This window comes from Streptomyces sp. ADI95-17, from assembly GCF_003846175.1.
Classification (GTDB): domain Bacteria; phylum Actinomycetota; class Actinomycetes; order Streptomycetales; family Streptomycetaceae; genus Streptomyces; species Streptomyces sanglieri.
In genome coordinates, this window is the sequence record NZ_ML123045.1 from 493,935 (window position 1) to 509,806 (window position 15,872).

At 72.2% G+C, this 15,872-nt stretch carries 15 protein-coding genes; 7 read left to right on the forward strand and 8 right to left on the reverse strand.

From position 1 onward, the window contains the following. Positions 1–62: 62 nt before the first annotated feature. On the forward strand, positions 63–494 hold the full coding sequence (locus tag EES42_RS10315; RefSeq protein ID WP_124717831.1) for an Lrp/AsnC family transcriptional regulator: 432 nt from the start codon (positions 63–65) through the stop codon (positions 492–494). Here the strand turns inward: EES42_RS10315 and EES42_RS10320 are convergent. The 4 genes from EES42_RS10320 to EES42_RS10335 all read right to left on the reverse strand — a co-directional run bounded on the left by EES42_RS10320 (position 472) and on the right by EES42_RS10335 (position 4,316). After that, positions 472–1,992 carry a sensor histidine kinase gene (locus EES42_RS10320; protein ID WP_124718486.1) on the reverse strand — a complete coding sequence of 507 codons (1,521 nt, stop codon included), beginning with the start codon at positions 1,990–1,992 and terminating at the stop codon, positions 472–474. The genes EES42_RS10315 and EES42_RS10320 overlap by 23 nt on opposite strands. 107 nt (positions 1,993–2,099) lie before the next feature. After that, positions 2,100–3,137, reverse strand: a complete 1,038-nt coding sequence (locus tag EES42_RS10325; protein WP_124717832.1) for a rod shape-determining protein — start codon at positions 3,135–3,137, stop codon at positions 2,100–2,102. A gap of 148 nt (positions 3,138–3,285) precedes the next feature. Next, positions 3,286–3,795 (reverse strand): hypothetical protein, encoded by a 510-nt coding sequence (locus EES42_RS10330; protein ID WP_124718487.1) that lies wholly within the window; start codon positions 3,793–3,795, stop codon positions 3,286–3,288. Positions 3,796–3,842: 47 nt separating this feature from the next. Further along, entirely contained in the window at positions 3,843–4,316 is a 474-nt protein-coding gene (locus tag EES42_RS10335; RefSeq protein WP_124717833.1) for a MarR family winged helix-turn-helix transcriptional regulator, read from the reverse strand. Between the two features lie 151 nt (positions 4,317–4,467). Here EES42_RS10335 and EES42_RS10340 point away from each other — a divergent pair, with 151 nt between their 5' ends. From EES42_RS10340 to EES42_RS10355, 4 genes are all read left to right on the forward strand, one after another. Beyond that, complete coding sequence (locus tag EES42_RS10340) at positions 4,468–5,487, forward strand: NADP-dependent oxidoreductase (protein ID WP_124717834.1); 1,020 nt, start codon at positions 4,468–4,470, stop codon at positions 5,485–5,487. An 89-nt stretch (positions 5,488–5,576) separates the two neighbouring features. After that, positions 5,577–6,005 carry an organic hydroperoxide resistance protein gene (locus tag EES42_RS10345; protein WP_124717835.1) on the forward strand — a complete coding sequence of 143 codons (429 nt, stop codon included), beginning with the start codon at positions 5,577–5,579 and terminating at the stop codon, positions 6,003–6,005. A 169-nt stretch (positions 6,006–6,174) separates the two neighbouring features. After that, positions 6,175–6,966 (forward strand): EI24 domain-containing protein, encoded by a 792-nt coding sequence (locus EES42_RS10350; RefSeq protein ID WP_124717836.1) that lies wholly within the window; start codon positions 6,175–6,177, stop codon positions 6,964–6,966. Between the two features lie 15 nt (positions 6,967–6,981). Further along, positions 6,982–7,590 carry a LysE family translocator gene (locus EES42_RS10355; RefSeq protein ID WP_124717837.1) on the forward strand — a complete coding sequence of 203 codons (609 nt, stop codon included), beginning with the start codon at positions 6,982–6,984 and terminating at the stop codon, positions 7,588–7,590. A 21-nt stretch (positions 7,591–7,611) separates the two neighbouring features. On the opposite strand, the gene EES42_RS10360 is transcribed toward EES42_RS10355, so the two are convergent. Continuing rightward, complete coding sequence (locus EES42_RS10360; protein WP_124717838.1) at positions 7,612–9,567, reverse strand: flavin monoamine oxidase family protein; 1,956 nt, start codon at positions 9,565–9,567, stop codon at positions 7,612–7,614. A 229-nt stretch (positions 9,568–9,796) separates the two neighbouring features. After that, positions 9,797–10,387, reverse strand: coding sequence for a TetR/AcrR family transcriptional regulator (locus EES42_RS10365; protein WP_124717839.1), 591 nt, complete (start codon positions 10,385–10,387; stop codon positions 9,797–9,799). Positions 10,388–10,538: 151 nt separating this feature from the next. Here EES42_RS10365 and EES42_RS10370 point away from each other — a divergent pair, with 151 nt between their 5' ends. Next, positions 10,539–13,010 (forward strand): beta-glucosidase, encoded by a 2,472-nt coding sequence (locus EES42_RS10370; protein WP_124717840.1) that lies wholly within the window; start codon positions 10,539–10,541, stop codon positions 13,008–13,010. A gap of 51 nt (positions 13,011–13,061) precedes the next feature. On the opposite strand, the gene EES42_RS10375 is transcribed toward EES42_RS10370, so the two are convergent. Beyond that, complete coding sequence (locus EES42_RS10375; RefSeq protein WP_124717841.1) at positions 13,062–14,060, reverse strand: aldose epimerase family protein; 999 nt, start codon at positions 14,058–14,060, stop codon at positions 13,062–13,064. 11 nt (positions 14,061–14,071) lie between these two features. Further along, entirely contained in the window at positions 14,072–14,980 is a 909-nt protein-coding gene (locus EES42_RS10380; RefSeq protein ID WP_124717842.1) for an SGNH/GDSL hydrolase family protein, read from the reverse strand. Between the two features lie 350 nt (positions 14,981–15,330). Between EES42_RS10380 and EES42_RS10385 the strand changes: the two genes are divergently transcribed. Then, complete coding sequence (locus EES42_RS10385) at positions 15,331–15,825, forward strand: DUF3145 domain-containing protein (protein WP_124717843.1); 495 nt, start codon at positions 15,331–15,333, stop codon at positions 15,823–15,825. Positions 15,826–15,872 lie beyond the last annotated feature (47 nt).

Here is a 15,872-nt window from a genome sequence, read left to right on the forward strand (position 1 = left end):
CGGGGTACGGCCGGATGCGACTTGCACAGTCACGAACCGGACAAAGCTGCGACAATCGCAGTATGGACCGGCTGGACAGAGAAATCCTTGGCATCCTCCAGGAGGATGCCCGGATCTCGTACCGCGATCTGGGCGTACGGGTCGGGCTCAGCGCCAACGCGGCGGCCGACCGGGTGCGCAGACTGCGCCGCGACGGTGTCATCCGGGGCTTCACCGTGATCATCGATCCGGCCGCCGACACCCGTACCGGCCTCGTGGTCTTCATCGATGTGACGCTGCGCATCGACACGACCAACGAGGTGTTCGAGCGGGCGGTGCTCGCGCTGCCCGGCATCACCGAGGTGGTCCATGTGACCGGCGGGCACGACTATCTCGTACGGGCCACCGTCGCCGACACCGCCGCCCTGGACGGGCTGCTGCGCAGGCTGAAGCGGGAGGCCGGGGTCGCCCACTCCAACACCCGGGTCGCGCTCAGAGCGGCGCCTGCCAGGTGACGGTCGGCGAGCGCGAGCCGTCCTCCTCGCGCCCGTCGTCGGCGACCGTCAGCCGGACCGCGGCCCGCCCGTCCGGCAGCCCGGCCGTCGCGTCCACCGACACCTCGATCGCCGACACCCCGGCCCGCCGGTGCGCGGAAGCGAGCGCCCCGCGCAGCGCGGCGAGCAGCTGCCGGTCCACGGGCTCCCGGACCAGCGCGTCGACCGCCCCGGTGAAGTGCACCGACGGCTGGAAGCCGAGCACGGCGGCGGCGCCCGCGGTCTCCCGCAGCACCCGGCCGCGGAAGGTCGTGGGGGCCTCGGCGGGCGGCTGCTGGAGGGCGAAGATCGCCGTCCGCACCTCCTGAATGGTGGAGTCCAGCTCGTCCACGGCCCTGCCGAGCAGCTCGTCGGTGTCCGGGGCGGCGGCCCTGCGGCGGGTCGACTCCAGCATCATCTCGGTCGCGAACAGCCGCTGGACCACGAGATCGTGCAGATCGCGGGCGATCCGGTCCCGGTCCTCGTACACCGCGAGCCGCTCCCGGTCGTGCCGGGCGTCCGCCAGCACCAGCGCCAGCGCGGCCTGCGAGGCGAACTGGGTGGCCAGCAGCCGGTCCACGGCCGTGTACGGGCGGTCGCCGCGCCGCCGGGGCAGGGCGAGGGTGCCGATCAGCCGTCCGCCGCTCTGCAGCGGCAGCATCATGCTGGGGCCGAAGCGCGAGCGGACATGCGTCGTCATCCGCGGATCGGTAGCCGAGTCCTCGATGAACACCGGTTCCCCGCCCAGTAGCTGGACCAGCACCTCGGAGCCGGGCGCGATGGCCGTACCGACGATCCCGGCCGGGTCGTCGAGCGTGGACGCGGTGACGATCTCCATCCCGCCCTCCTCGTTCGGCTGGAGGATGACCCCCGCGCAGGCGTCGGCGAGCGTCCTGGCCCGTTCGGCGACGGTCATCAGCGCGTCGGCCGCGCTCCCGCCGGTCAGCAGCGCGGTGGTGACGGCCGCCGCCCCCTCGATCCAGCGCTCCCGCTGCCGGGCCGCCGCGTACAGCCGGGCGTTGGCGATCGCGATCCCGGCACGCGAGGCCAGTGCGCCGAGCACCGCCGTGTCCGAGTCGGTGAACCCGCCGGTGTGCTTCTCCGTGAGGCACAGGTTGCCGAAGACCTGGCCGTGCACCCGGATCGGCGTCCCGAGGAAGGAGCGCGCCGGCGGATGGCCGGGCGGCACCCCGCCGGTGCGCGGGCCGGCGGCCAGGCCGTCGCGGCGCGACGGCTCCGGCTCGTCGGCGAGGGCGCCGGACATCCCCGAGCACCCGTCCGGGAACCGGCCGGTCCGCTGCCACTCGGTCCCGTCGAGCCCCGAGGTGTACAGCTCGCCGATGGTGCCGCGCTCCGGGTCGAGCACGCCGAGCGCGCCGTACCGGGCCCCGGTCAGGGCCGTCGCGGTGTCCACGATCTGCTGGAGCATGGTCCGCAGTTCGAGATCGGAACCGATGCTCAGCACCGCTTCCAGAAGCATCGACAGTGCCGGTTTCTCCGGGGCGGTGGCCGGGGCCGCCGCCGGAGCCGCTCCGCACGGTCCCGCGTCCGCCGCCTCGTCCGTCATGCGCCGCATGCCCGCGGTGCTCAGCAGGCCAGCGGGTCGAGGACCATCGGCTCGATCTTCCCGTCCAGCATGGCGCCGAGCCCCAGCACCGCGCAGACGTCCGGCCGCTCCGCGATGTGCACCGGCACGCCCGTCGCGTCCCGCAGCATCTGGTCGAGTCCGGGCAGCAGCGCGCTGCCGCCGACCATCATGATCCCGCAGTCCACGAGGTCGGCGACCAGATCGGGCGGGCAGTCGCGCAGGATCTTGCCGAGCCCGTCCAGCACCGCGGTGAGCGGGGCGTGGATGGCCTCCCGCACGGCGGCGGTGTCCACATGCACCGAGCGGGCCAGACCGGTCGCCACGTCACGGCCGTGGATCTCGGTCGTGACGGGCCCCTTCGAGGTGAGGCCGCCGCCGCTGAGCGCCAGCTGCAACGGGCGCACGGACTGGCTCGGCAGCATCAGCGCATGGTGCTGGCGCAGATGCTGGATCACCGCGTGGTCGATGGCGTCGCCGCCGACCGGGATGCGCACGGCGCTGACGATCGAACCGAGCGAGAGCACCGCGATCTGGGTGGTCGCCGCCCCGCACACCATGATCATGGTGGCGGTCGGCTGCTCGACCGGCAGTCCGCAGCCGACGGCCGCTGCGATCAGGGTGTCGACCAGCTCGACCCGCCGGGCACCGATTCCGACCATCGTCTCCACGGCGGCCCGCTGGGCGAGCGGATCGCTGTCGTGCGGGGTGCAGGCGGCGGCCCGCAGCCGCGGCTTGCGGCGCAGCTGCCGGCGGAGCTTCTCGCCGAGCAGATGGCGGAGCATGCGCTGGGCCATCTCGATGTCGACGACGGTCCCGCCGGTGACCGGGCGGGCCACCCGGATGTAGTCGGGGGTGCGGCCCGTCATCTGTTCGGCGAGCGCGCCGACGGCGATGAGCGACCCGGTACGGGTGTTCACCGCGGCGACGCTCGGCTCGTCGACGACGAGCCCGAGGCCCTTGACGTACACCCGGGTCCGGGCGGCCCCGAGGTCGACGGCGACATGGCAGCGGCGCAACTGCTCAAGACTGACGGTCACGGCAGGTCTCCCGAGAGCGCGGACGATGGCACCGGCGGCAGCCGGTTCTGTCCCGCAAGCGTGCGCCGTTCGGAGTCCTGGCGCGCGCTGGGCTGAGCCGTCGGAGGGACCGGCTGACGGGCCGACAGAAGAGTGCGGAACGCGGGAATCAGCCCGGCAGCAGCCGCTGGAGGAGCCCCCAGGCGAACTCGGCGACGTACGGCTCGCCCGTGCCCGGCGCGGTGATCGCGAGCGCCCACCGGGCCGGCGCACCACCCTCCATCGGGCGGGCCGGCGCGAAGGCCCGCGCGACCTCGTCGACCGTGCCCGACCAGGGGCGCAGATCCTCGACCGTAAGCAGCTCGGGGCCGGGCGCCCCCGGCGCCCGGACCAGCCACTCGTTCCACACCGCGCCGCCCGGCGCGACCATCACCTCGAACCACAGGTCCGGCCACAGCACCGTCGGCCACCGCAGCGCGTCGCACTCCAGGTCGCCGACGGTGCGGCGGACGGACGACACGGGCTCGCCGAGCACCGAACGGTAGCGGCGCAGCGCGCCCCGCCCGCCGGGCGCCCGCACCATGGCCTGCCAGTGGCGGTTGGCCTCCCGCATCTCGGCGAGCGTGGCTCCCAGCTCGTGCCGGGCGTCCTCGACCAGGCCGGGCTGGTGGTCGGCCATCCGGCGCAGCAGGACGAGCTGGAACTCACGGGGGCCGAAGGGTGCGGTCACGGCTTCGACGGTTCCACACCGGGGCCCCGGCCGCCGGACGGCCCCGGCTCGCCGAGCATCCGGCGCAGCAGGTCCCGCAGCACCGTCCGGTCCCCGTCCGACAGCTCGGCCAGCGGCTCCCGGGCGAAGGTGAGCGAATCGCGCAGCTGCTGCGCCGTCCGGGCGCCCAGCTCCGTGGGGGCGGCCAGCTTCACCCGCCGGTCGGCCGGGTCCGGCCTGCGCTCCACCAGGCCGCGGGTCTCCAGCCGGTCGACGATGCCGGTGACGTTCGACGGCTCGCACTTCAGCTTCTGGGCGATCCTGCGCATGGGCATCGGCTCCAGAGAGAGCAGCCCGAGCACCCGCGCCTGCGCACCGGTGAGCGAGTGGGCCGCCGCCGCCTCGTCGTACTCCTCGTAGTAGCGCGCCACGACGGTGCCGATGAGCTCGACGACTTCGAGGGTCAGAGGGTCTGTACGGGTGGTGGCCATGACACCCAGGATAGCCGGTTGCTTGACAACATGAAATATTCAGGAGCATGGTTGTTTCACAACCTGAAGTATTTCGCTTCCCCGGTACGGCCCCGACCGCCCCGGCCGGAGCTTCCCCCACCGCGCAGGACTTCAAGGAGAACCCGAACCCATGTCAGCAGCACTTCCCACGTCCGGCCGTGAATGGCACCTCGTCGCCCGCCCCCACGGCTGGCCGAAGGCCGAGGATTTCGCGCTGCGTGAGGTCCCGGTCGCCGCGCCCGGCGAGGGCCGGGTCCTCGTCCGCAACCTGCACTTCTCGGTCGACCCCTACATGCGGGGCCGGATGAACGACGTGAAGTCGTACACCCCGCCCTTCAAGCTCGACCACCCCATGGACGGCGGAGCGGTCGGCGAGGTCATCGCCTCGAACGCCGACGGCCTCGCGGTCGGCGACCACGTCCTGCACGGTCTCGGCTGGCGCGAGTACGCCGACGTCCCGGCCAAGCACGCCGTGAAGGTCGACCCCTCGCTCGCCCCGCTCTCCGCCTACCTCGGTGTGCTCGGCATGACCGGGCTCACCGCCTACGCGGGCCTCTTCGACGTCGCCTCCTTCAAGCCGGGCGACGCCGTCTTCGTCTCCGGCGCGGCCGGCGCGGTCGGCAGCCAGGTCGGCCAGATGGCCAGGATCAAGGGCGCCTCGCGGGTCATCGGCTCGGCCGGCTCCGACGAGAAGGTCAAGCTCCTCGTCGAGGAGTACGGCTTCGACGCCGCCTTCAACTACAAGAACGGCCCGGTCGCCGATCAGCTGCGCGAGGCCGCCCCCGACGGCATCGACGTCTACTTCGACAACGTCGGCGGCGAGCACCTCGAAGCGGCGATCTCCTCGCTCAACCTGCACGGCCGCGTCACCGTCTGCGGAATGATCGCCCAGTACAACGCGACCGAGCCGACCCCCGGCCCGCGCAACCTCGCCCTCGTCATCGGCAAGCGGCTGCGCATCCAGGGCATGCTCGTCGGCGACCACGCCGACCTCCAGCCGCAGTTCGTCCAGGAGGTCGCCGGCTGGCTGGCCTCGGGCGAGCTGAAGTACAACGAGACCTTCGTCGAGGGCATCGAGAACGGCTTCGAGGCCTTCCTCGGCCTGCTGCGCGGCGAGAACACCGGAAAGATGATCGTCTCCCTCGCCTGACAGCCGCTCCGGCGGACCGGTTAGGCTCACCCACAGGCCGCCGCGATCGTGGGCGCGAGTCGCGGCGCACAGCAGGAGGAATCCTCAGCATGACCATTCAGGACATAACCGTTGCCTACACCGCCGTCGCCACCGCCGAGAACGGTCGTGACGGCCGCGTCTCGTCCGACGACGGCAACCTCGACGTCATCGTCAACCCGCCGAAGGCCATGGGCGGAAGCGGCGCGGGCACCAACCCGGAGCAGCTCTTCGCGGCCGGCTACAGCGCCTGCTTCCAGGGCGCGCTGGGCGTCGTCGCCCGCCAGGAGAAGGCGGACATCACCGGCTCCACGGTGACCGCCGAGGTCTCCATCGGCAAGACGGCCGAGGGCGGCTTCGGCCTGGAGGTGGCGATCAGCGCCACCATCCCGAACGTCGACACCGCCACCGCGCAGTCGCTCGTCGAGAAGGCCCACCAGGTGTGCCCGTACTCGAACGCCACCCGTGGAAACATCAAGGTCGAGCTGTCGGTCGCCTGACCGGCCGCCCGCGACAGACGAAGGGCCGCACTCCCGAACGGGGTGCGGCCCTTCGCCGTCGCCACTCGCGGCAACGGCCGCCGACCATTGGGGACAAACCGTCCGGCGGGCCGCGCCCCGTCCCAACTCCCAGGTCAGGGGCCCCCTTCGTCACCAGTACGCTGACGCCATGCGTGATCTGGGTGCGGGCTTCGGCTACTTGATAAAGGGACAGCGCTGGGCCGTCCGGCACGGGCGCTGGTTCGGTTTCGGGCTGCTGCCCGGGCTCATCACACTCGTGCTGTACGCGGGTGCCCTGGTCGGTCTCGGCCACGGCGCGGACGACCTCGTGGACTGGGCGACGCCGTTCGCCGACGACTGGTCCTCGCCCTGGCTCGGGCTGCTGCGCAACACCCTGACCGTGCTGGTCTTCGGTCTCGGCCTCTTCCTCGCCGTGATCACGTTCACCGCCGTGACCCTGCTGGTCGGACAGCCCTTCTACGAGTCGCTCTCCGAGCAGGTCGACCGCACCGAGGGCGGCGACGTCCCCGAGTCCGGGCTGCCGCTCTGGCGGGAGCTGTGGATCTCCGCCCGCGACAGCGTCCGCATCCTGGTGCGGGTGGGGCTCTACTCGGTGCTGCTCTTCGCCCTCGGATTCGTCCCGGTCCTCGGCCAGACCGTCGTCCCCGTGCTCGGCTTCTGCGTCACCGGCTACTTCCTCGCCGAGGAGCTCACCGCCGTCGCGCTCCAGCGCCGCGGCATGGTGCTGCGCGACCGGCTCGCGCTGCTGCGCGGCCGGCGGCTGCTGACCCTCGGCTTCGGTGTACCGCTGGGGCTCGCCTTCCTGATCCCGTTCGTCGCCGTGTTCCTGATGCCGGGGGCCGTCGCCGGAGCGACCCTGCTGGCGCGCGACCTGGTCGCGCCCGCCGAGGACGACGACGAGGACGACGCCCCGACCCCGTACACCCTCGACAAGGGCTGAGGAGAACATCCGCCCATGACCGAGCTCATCGCTGTCGCCGTCATCACCGTTCTCGCCGTCATCAGCCCGGGCGCGGACTTCGCGATGGTCATCCGCAACAGCTACCTCTACGGCCGTACGACGGGGCTCATGGCCGCCGCCGGGGTCGCCGCCGGCGTCCTCGTCCACGTCACGTACACGATGCTCGGCGTCGGGCTGCTGATCGCCTCGTCGACCGCCCTGTTCACCGCGATCAAACTGGTCGGCGCGGGCTATCTCGTCTACATCGGCCTGCGGACCTTCTTCGCCCGCGGCGACCTCGACGTCGACCTGGAGTCCAAGCCGCAGCTGACGCGGCTCGGGGCCCTGCGCACCGGCTTCCTCACCAACGCGCTGAACCCCAAGACCACGCTCTTCGTCGTGTCGACCTTCACCCAGGTCGTCGGGCCCGACACCGCCCTGTGGCAGCAGGCCGGTTACGGGCTGTTCATGTCCGCCGCCCACTTCGGCTGGTTCGCCCTGGTCGCGCTGTTCTTCTCGAACTCGCGGCTGCGCACCTCGATGCTGAAGTGGCAGAAGGCCCTCAACCGGGGCATCGGATCCGTGCTCGTCGGACTGGGCGTCACCCTGGGCCTGGCCCGCTGAGCGACGCCCGCCGGGCCCGGGTCAGCTGGTGTGCACCTCAAGCGCCGACCTGACCGCCGACTCCAGCGCCCCCTCGATCCAGGCCGGCTTGACCGAGGTGTGGTCGCCGGCGAAGTGCAGCGGCCCCTCGGCCGACCGCACATCGGCGAGGAGTTCGGTGTGCTGGCCCGGCAGCAGTACCGAGGCCTCGCCGTACGCGTACTGGTCGCGCATCCACGACTGGGTGGCCCCGGCCCCCGTGTAGAACACCTCGATGCGCTGCCCGTACACGTCCTGCACCCCGCCGAGCGTGTGCGGGTAGCGCTCGTCGTCGTCCAGCGAGTCCCACTTCAGGGCGTCGTCGGCCCAGCTGTACGAGGCGAGGAGGACACCGCCCTTGCTGTTCTCGACCGGGTGGGAGGGCTGGTAGATGAAGCGGTTGGCGTTGTCGGTGACCGATCCGCCGCCGATGACGTGCGCCGCCTCGGGCTGGTTGCGGGCGGTGGCCCGGGAAGCCGCGTAGTGCACCCGCTGGTTGGGGGTGATGTGGCCGGGCGGTACGGAGGGGTGCGCGCCGAGCAGCGAACCGTCGGCCGGTGCCTTGCCCAGCCGGTACTCGTCGTAGAGACCCGGCCTGACCTTCTCCAGCTCGATCTTCCAGTCCTTCTCCTCGAACTCCCACCAGCGGCGGCTGAATTCGAGCAGCACCTTGGTCGCCGTGTCGTAGTGGATCTCGGTGATCGCGCGCCGCTTGCCGTACGAGAGCGCGGGCGCGACGGGGATGTGGCGCAGCCCGGAGAACGGCACGGTGACGATCGCCCGGTCGCCGGTGAACTTCTGCCGCACCAGCGGCTTTCCGTCGCGGCCCTCGGAGACCGTCTCGACCTCGACGCCGTCGGGTCCGTAACTGATCCTGGTGGCCCGGCGGTCCAGCCGGACCAGGTCCTTGACCCGCTTGTACATCGCGTCGGCCAGGGTGGCCGTGCCGTCCGGCAGTTCGTAGAACGCGGTGTCCGGGCTGATCAGGGAGGCCCCGATGAAGCTGTGCACGAAGGCGAGATGGAGACGGGAGGTGAGGTTCTCGACCGTGCCGATGAGGTCGATGGTGCGCTCGTCGAGCTTGGCCGCCTCGGTCAGGAAGCGGAACATCGACCAGTGCCCGTACTTCTGGATCACCCGGGCCCAGCCCTCGACGAGCTCCCGGCCCTCCTTGCCCTCGAACTCCTGCCGTACGGGCTTGAAGGCATCCCGCACGATCGACGCGGCGGTCTTGTTCTCGAACTCGGCGGGAACCCCGAACGAGCGGTTGACCGCCTGGGGCTTCGCCGCGTAGTCGGCCTTGCGCATCCGGACGCCGTTGACGTGGATCCAGGTGTGGTTGACGGGCTTGCCCTCGGCGTCGACGTCCACCAGGTAGAAGGGGCGGCGCTTCAGACCGAAGCTGTCCATGAGGCCGGTGACCAGCGGATGGCTGTCGGGGATCCGCATCGCGCCGGCCTCGGCGTACTGGTTCGGGTCCGCGAACGGCGCCTTGGCGTTCTCGTGGCCGCCCTTGCGGAAGGTCTTGATCCGGCCGCCGACGCGGTTGCCGTTGGCCTCGATGACGGTGACGGTGTGCCCGGCGCTGCGGAGCAGATGGGCGGCGGTGAGCCCGGCCGGACCGGCGCCGACGATCAGCACCTTCTTGGGGCCCCTGCTGCTGCGCGGCAGGCCCTTGGACAGCAGGATGTCGCGGTAGCGGGGGACCAGCGGCCGGTCCTGTTCGTCGACCACGAGGATGGCGCGGGCGACGGCCAGGCAGGCGTCCCAGTCGGAGCCGGTGGCCGCGGGGGCGAGCGCGGCACCGGAGGCGGTGGCGGATCCGGTGGCGGCGGGCGCCGCGGCGCGTGCGGTTCCGGCGGCGGTGACGGCCAGGGCCGCGGCACCGGCGGTGGCGCCGGTGATCAGGGTGCGGCGGGAGGGCCGGCCGGAGGTGGATCCGGTGGGGTTGGAAGTCATGCGGCAACCCTGGGGTGCCCCGGAGGGTGCCCTGTGCCCGGACGCGCGTAGACCGGCCCGAAATCACCCGCAGGGGGCGCCGACCGATCATGTTCCGCCCCGGTTGGTCGCAGGTCATGTCATGATTGACGGTTCTTCAAAGTCCTTGGCACGGTTCGTGGTTGAGGGTTCCGCGGGGCTCGGTCCGGTCCGTCGGCGCGGGGTCCGAGGAGCCCGGACCGGTCCGTCGTCACGGGTTCTCCGGAGCCCCCGGTCCGGTCGGCCGCAACAGCGCCAGGAAGTCCCCGAACGCCGCGGGCATGTCCACCGAGTCCGGGTCCAGCAGCCACTGGTACTGGAGCCCGTCCAGCACCGCCACCAGCAGCGGCGCCGCACGCTCCGGGGTCAGTCCGCCCGGCAGCCGTTCGCCGTACTCCGCGCGCAGTATCGCCGCCATGCTCGCCCGGACCTGGGTGTAGCGGCGAGTGAAGAACTCCCGCGCCGGATGCCCCTCCGTCACGCTCTCGCCGAGCAGCGCCGAGAACGTCTGGACGATGCCGGGCCGCATCGCGTTGTACTCCACCAGCGAGGCCAGCAGCTCGATCCGCCAGACCCCGTCGCTCCGGGTGCCGCCCCCGGTGTCCCACTGGTCGCGCTCCTCCAGCACGGCGACGAGCAGCGCCTCCTTGGTCGGGAAGTAGTGCAGCAGCCCCTGCTGGCTGAGGCCGACCCGCTCGGCGACGGCGCTCAGCGAGGCGCCGCGATAGCCGCGCTCGGCGATCACTTCGAGCGTGGCCCGGACGATCTCCGCCCGGCGCTCCGTACTTCTGGCCCGCACCATCGCCCCGGCCCCTTTCGGCGCTCCATCGGTCCCGCACAGGGGACCGTACGCCATCCCGAAAATCACGGAGTGATAACGAAACCTACTGGCCTACCTGTAGTGGGGTCAGTATGGAGGCATTCAGTCCAGAATCCGACCAGGAGGAACGGCCGTGGCAGACGCGTCCACACCCACCAACCCCGATGCGGTCCGCGAGGCCGTGGTCGACGCGGCGCTCGCCGCGCTGGGACTCGACGACAAGGCGCGGCTCCTGGCCGGCCAGGACATGTGGTCGCTGCCCGCGCTCCCGGAGATCGGGCTGCGCTCCCTGGTGATGTCCGACGGGCCGATCGGGGTCCGGGGCGTCGCCTGGAGCGCCGACGACCCGTCCGTCGCGCTGCCCTCGCCCACCGCGCTGGCCGCGACCTGGGACCCGGCGCTGGCCCGCCGGGCCGGCCGGCTGCTCGCCCAGGAGGCCCACCGCAAGGGGGTGCACGTCCTGCTCGCCCCGACCGTGAACCTCCACCGCTCCCCGCTCGGCGGGCGCCACTTCGAGACGTACAGCGAGGACCCGTACCTCACCGGCGAGATCGGCACCGGCTACGTCCTCGGGGTGCAGGACGGCGGGGTCGGCACGACCGTCAAGCACTTCGTGGCCAACGACGCCGAGACCGACCGCTTCACCGTCGACAACATCGTCTCCCCGCGCGCCCTGCGCGAGATCTACCTCGCCCCGTTCGAACGGATCGTCAGGAACGCCCACCCCTGGGGCGTCATGTCGGCCTACAACCGGGTCAACGGCTCCACCATGACCGAGCACCGCTATCTGCAGAACGCGGTGCTGCGCGGCGAATGGGGCTTCGACGGCTACATCGTCTCCGACTGGCTGGCCGCCCGCTCCACCGTCGCCGCCGTCAACGGCGGCCTCGACGTCGCGATGCCCGGCCCGAAGACCGTGTACGGCAAGGCGCTCGCCGACGCCGTGCGGGCGGGTGAGGTCGAGGAGTCCGTCGTCGACGGCGCGGTACGCAATGTGCTGCGGCTGGCCGCCCGTATCGGCATCCTGGACGGCGCCCCGCCCGTCGTCGACGAGGCCGCCCGCCCCGACGACATCGACGGTGACGCGCTGGCCCGCGAGATCGCCCGCCGCTCCTTCGTGCTGGTGCGCAACGAACGCGCCGCCCTCCCGATCGACCCGGCGGCCGTCCGCCGGATCGCGGTCAGCGGGGCGCTCGCCCGGGACGCCCGGGTCCTCGGCGGCGGCTCCGCCCAGGTCTTCCCGCACCACATCGTCACCCCGCTCGACGGCCTCCTCGCGGCCCTCCCCGGGGACGTCGTCGACTTCCGGGTCGGCGCCGACCCGAACACCGAACTCACCCCCGCCGAGAAGGGCTTCGAGTTCACGGCGGTCTGCTACGACGAGGCCGGCACCGTCATCGGCACCGCACCGCTGCGGGGCGGCACCGTCCAGTGGATCGGCGACGACCTCCCCGAGGGCGTCACCCGTGCGAACCTGCACAGCGTCGAGATCACCGGCACCTTCGTCCCGCGCGACAGCGGCGAGCACGTCTTCGGCACCCGCGGCACCGGCGCGCTCACCCTCACCGTCGCGGGCGAGACCCTGTACGACGAGATCCACCGGGTCGTCGGATCCGCCGACCCGGGCGAGGCCTTCTTCGGCAACCCGCTGGAGCGCGGCCGGATCACCCTCACCGCGGGCGAACCCGTCGAGCTCTCGCTCCGGCAGGTCCCCGAGACCCTGGGCGACGACCAGCCGGTCCTCGGCGTCTCGTTCTCGCTCTGCCACCTCGGCCCGCGCCGCGACCCGCGGGAGCTGATCGCCGAGGCCGTCGAGGCGGCCCGCGCCGCCGACACCGCGATCGTGGTCGTCGGCACCACCGAACGCGTCGAGTCCGAGGGCTTCGACCGCACCGATCTGAGGCTCCCGGGCCACCAGGACGACCTGGTCCGTGCCGTCGCCGCCGCCAACCCGGACACCGTCGTGATCGTCAACTCCGGCTCCCCGGTGGAGCTCCCGTGGCGCGACGAGGTCGCCGCGGTCCTGCTCGGCTGGTTCCCCGGCCAGGAGGCCGGCCACGCACTCGCGGACGTGCTGCTCGGCGCCGCGGAACCGGGCGGGCGCCTCCCCACCACCTGGCCGGCCGCGCTCGCCGACGTACCGGTGCTGAACACCACCCCGACCGGCGGCGAACTCCACTACGACGAGGGCGTCTTCGTCGGCTACCGGGCCTGGGAGAAGGCCGGCACCACACCCGCCTACCCCTTCGGTCACGGACTGGGCTACACCACCTGGGAGTACGAGAGCCTGGAGGCCGGCCCGGACTCCGTCACCGTCCGAGTCCGCAACACCGGCACCCGGCCGGGCGCCGAGACCGTCCAGATCTACCTCGCGCCCCGGGACGGCACCGCCGACCGCCCGGCCCGCCGGCTGGCCGGCTTCGCACGGGTCGAGGCGGCGCCCGGCGAGAGCGCCGAGGCGGTCGTCGCGCTGGAGCGGCGCGCCTACGAGATCTGGGACGAGGAGGCGTACGACTGGGTCCTGGTCCCCGGCACGTACGAGGTGCAGGCGGCCCGTTCGCTCGGTGACGTACGCCGGACGGCGGTCCTGGACATCAAGGAATAGGCGGGCCGGGCAGGGGGCCGGGCGGCTGTCGTCCGGCCCCCTGCCGCCCCGTCAGCGCACCGAGAATCCGTACACGGTCGTCGAGACGAACTCCTCGCCCGGCCGCAGCACCGTGCTCGGGAACGCGGGCCGGTTCGGGGAGTCGGGGAAGTGCTGGGTCTCCAGCGCGATCCCGGCGCACGGTCCGAACGGCCGCCCGTCGAAGTGGTCCGCCGTGTACAGCTGGAGCCCCGGCTCCGTCGTGGTCACACTCAGCACCCGCCCCGAGGCGGCGTCGTACAGCTCGGCCGCCGGACCCTGGCCCGCCCCGTCCAGCACGAAGTTGTGGTCGTAGCCCGCGCCGAGGGGCCCCGGCTCCCGGAAGTCGAACCGGGTGCCGTCCACCGGCAGGAACTCGCCCGTGGGCAGCGATTCGGCGTCCGCCGGAGTGATCCGCCCGGCCGCGATCCGCAGCGTCTGCCCGAGCGCGCTGCCACTGCCGGCGCCCGCCAGGTTCCAGTACGTGTGGTTCGTCAGGTTCAGCACCGTCGGGGCGTCGGTCGTCGCCCGGTAGGTGATCCGCAACGCCCCGCCCTCGTCCAGGGTGTACGCCGCCGACACCGCCAAACGGCCCGGGAAGCCCTCCTCGCCGTCCTCGGAGACCAGCGACAGCTCGACACCGTCCGCCACCTCCCCGGCCCGCCACACGCGCTTGTCGAAGCCCCCGGCCCCGCCGTGCACCTGGTTGCGGCCCTCGTTGGCCGTCAGCCGGTGGACGGTCCCGTCCAGTTCGAAGCGGGCCCCGCCGATCCGGTTCGCGTACCGCCCGACCAGCGCGCCGAAGTACGGTCCTGAGAACTCCTGGTACCCGGCGAGACCGGGCAGCCCGAGCGCGACCCCGGCCCGCACCCCGTCCCGGTCCGGCACCTCGACCGACTGCACGATGCCGCCGTACGTCAGCACGCGCACCCGCGTACCGTCCCGCTCCAGCGTCCAGCGGTGCACCCGGGTGCCGTCCGCGAGGGTGCCGAACTCTTCCGTACGCATCGCCGTGCCCGGACCAGTGACCATGATCACGGAGCCTACGCGGGGGGCCGGGCCGCGGTGACATTGCGGTAGGCGATCTCCGCCAGCCTGGCCTGCCCGTCGCGCCCCGGATGGAACCAGTCCCACTGGCTGAGCTGCTTGCCGGTGAACGGGAAGTCGAAGACCGCCCCGCCGTCGTAACGGCAGCGCAGATCCTTCGCACAGACCTCCCGGAGCACCTTGTTGTACGCCACGACCCGGTCCTGCACCGAGGCGCGCCGGGCCGTCGCGGGCGCGCCCATGTCGTCCGCGTCGCCCAGCATCGACCGGCAGATCCCCAGCTTCCAGATCTGCTTGCCCAGCGCGTTCCCGCGCCCCGTCGACCAGAGCCGCTTGAGATCCGGCACGCTCGACACGTACACCTGCGCCTTGGGCGCCCCGGCCCGCAGCTGACGCATCGAAGCCTCGAAGGAGGAACGAAAATCGGCCACCGGAGTCATGTACCGGGCGGAGTCCCGGCAGGCGTCGTTGGCGCCGATCATCACCGTCACCAGATCCGGCTTCTCCTTCGCCGCCGCCGCCATCTGCTCCGGCAACTGCGCGATCCTGGCCCCCGTCTGCGCGTGGTTCCAGCTGCGCGTCGAGGCCCCCGACGCACCGAGCAGCCGCACGGCCAGGCTGCGCACCTCGCTGTCGGTGCCGGTCGCCCAGGACACCTCCGGGCAGTCCGCCAGCACCGAACAGGCGTCGAAGCCGCGGGTGATGGAGTCGCCGACGGCGGCCACCGAACCCGGTTCGCGGTCCCAGACCGGCCCCGGCCTGGCGGACGGCTGCGCGGCAGCCCCCTTCGTCGTCCCCTCCCGGCCGGAGTCGCAGCCGGTCAGAACGGCCGTACCGAGCAACGAGACCGCCGCCAGGACGGCGGCCGCGGTACGTGAACGGCGGCGGGCGGAACGATCCTGCATCCCTTGGTCCCCTCGGTTATGCCCCCGGCAACCCCTGGTGGCACCGGTCGGAAGGCCCGGACGCCCTGGCGGGTGAAAGCTGAGCGAATGATGGGCCCGGGACCGACCGTACGTCACACCTGGCCCCCCGCCGCGCGGTAGCTTTTCCTCGTCGAACCAGCGGCGCGTTCCCCCGCCCGGCTCCACTCGGGTGGCTTTCCGAAAATCACATCACGTCACATACTGTCCCTTTTCAGGAGCTTCACCCCGATGCTGTTTACTGATGACAACCTCGGGATCCGGCCGAGAAGAGACGGTACGGGCGCGAGGCCGCTGGGAAAGGCGAACTTCGTCCCACACTGGAGGTCCCGGTGACGACACGTGGAGTTCTGTACGTTCACTCCGCACCGCGCGCGCTCTGCCCCCATGTCGAATGGGCGATGGGAGGCGTACTCGGTGTGCGGGTCCAGCTCGACTGGATCAGACAGCCCGCCGCGCCCGGCACCTGGCGCGCCGAGTTCTCCTGGCAGGCCCGCCCCGGCACGGCCTCCAAGCTCGCCTCCGCGCTGCGGGGCTGGGACCTGCTGCGTTTCGAGGTGACGGCGGAGCCGAGCCCCACGTCGGAGGGCGAGCGCTACAGCTCCACGCCCGGCCTCGGCATCTTCCACGCCGTCACCGGCATGCACGGCGACATCCTGGTGCCCGAGGACCGGCTGCGGGCCGCGCTGGCCCGCTCCGCGCGGGGCGAGAGCGACCTGGAGGCCGAGATCGCCAAGCTGCTCGGCAAGCCCTGGGACGACGAGCTGGAGTCCTTCCGCCACGCGGGCGAGGGCGCGCCGGTGCGGTGGCTGCACCAGGTGGTGTGACTCCGCCCGCGGCCCTTCCCGCGAGCGGGAGCAAAAAATCAGCCCCT

What these genes read in the sequence shown, in the direction of transcription:
- EES42_RS10315 (WP_124717831.1), top strand. Translation starts at nt 63, where the DNA reads ATGGACCGGCTGGACAGAGAAATCCTTGGCATCCTCCAGGAGGATGCC.
- EES42_RS10320 (WP_124718486.1), bottom strand. Translation starts at nt 1,992, where the DNA reads ATGCTTCTGGAAGCGGTGCTGAGCATCGGTTCCGATCTCGAACTGCGG.
- EES42_RS10330 (WP_124718487.1), bottom strand. Translation starts at nt 3,795, where the DNA reads ATGGCCGACCACCAGCCCGGCCTGGTCGAGGACGCCCGGCACGAGCTG.
- EES42_RS10335 (WP_124717833.1), bottom strand. Translation starts at nt 4,316, where the DNA reads ATGGCCACCACCCGTACAGACCCTCTGACCCTCGAAGTCGTCGAGCTC.
- EES42_RS10340 (WP_124717834.1), top strand. Translation starts at nt 4,468, where the DNA reads ATGTCAGCAGCACTTCCCACGTCCGGCCGTGAATGGCACCTCGTCGCC.
- EES42_RS10345 (WP_124717835.1), top strand. Translation starts at nt 5,577, where the DNA reads ATGACCATTCAGGACATAACCGTTGCCTACACCGCCGTCGCCACCGCC.
- EES42_RS10350 (WP_124717836.1), top strand. Translation starts at nt 6,175, where the DNA reads ATGCGTGATCTGGGTGCGGGCTTCGGCTACTTGATAAAGGGACAGCGC.
- EES42_RS10355 (WP_124717837.1), top strand. Translation starts at nt 6,982, where the DNA reads ATGACCGAGCTCATCGCTGTCGCCGTCATCACCGTTCTCGCCGTCATC.
- EES42_RS10360 (WP_124717838.1), bottom strand. Translation starts at nt 9,567, where the DNA reads ATGACTTCCAACCCCACCGGATCCACCTCCGGCCGGCCCTCCCGCCGC.
- EES42_RS10365 (WP_124717839.1), bottom strand. Translation starts at nt 10,387, where the DNA reads ATGGTGCGGGCCAGAAGTACGGAGCGCCGGGCGGAGATCGTCCGGGCC.
- EES42_RS10375 (WP_124717841.1), bottom strand. Translation starts at nt 14,060, where the DNA reads ATGGTCACTGGTCCGGGCACGGCGATGCGTACGGAAGAGTTCGGCACC.
- EES42_RS10380 (WP_124717842.1), bottom strand. Translation starts at nt 14,980, where the DNA reads ATGCAGGATCGTTCCGCCCGCCGCCGTTCACGTACCGCGGCCGCCGTC.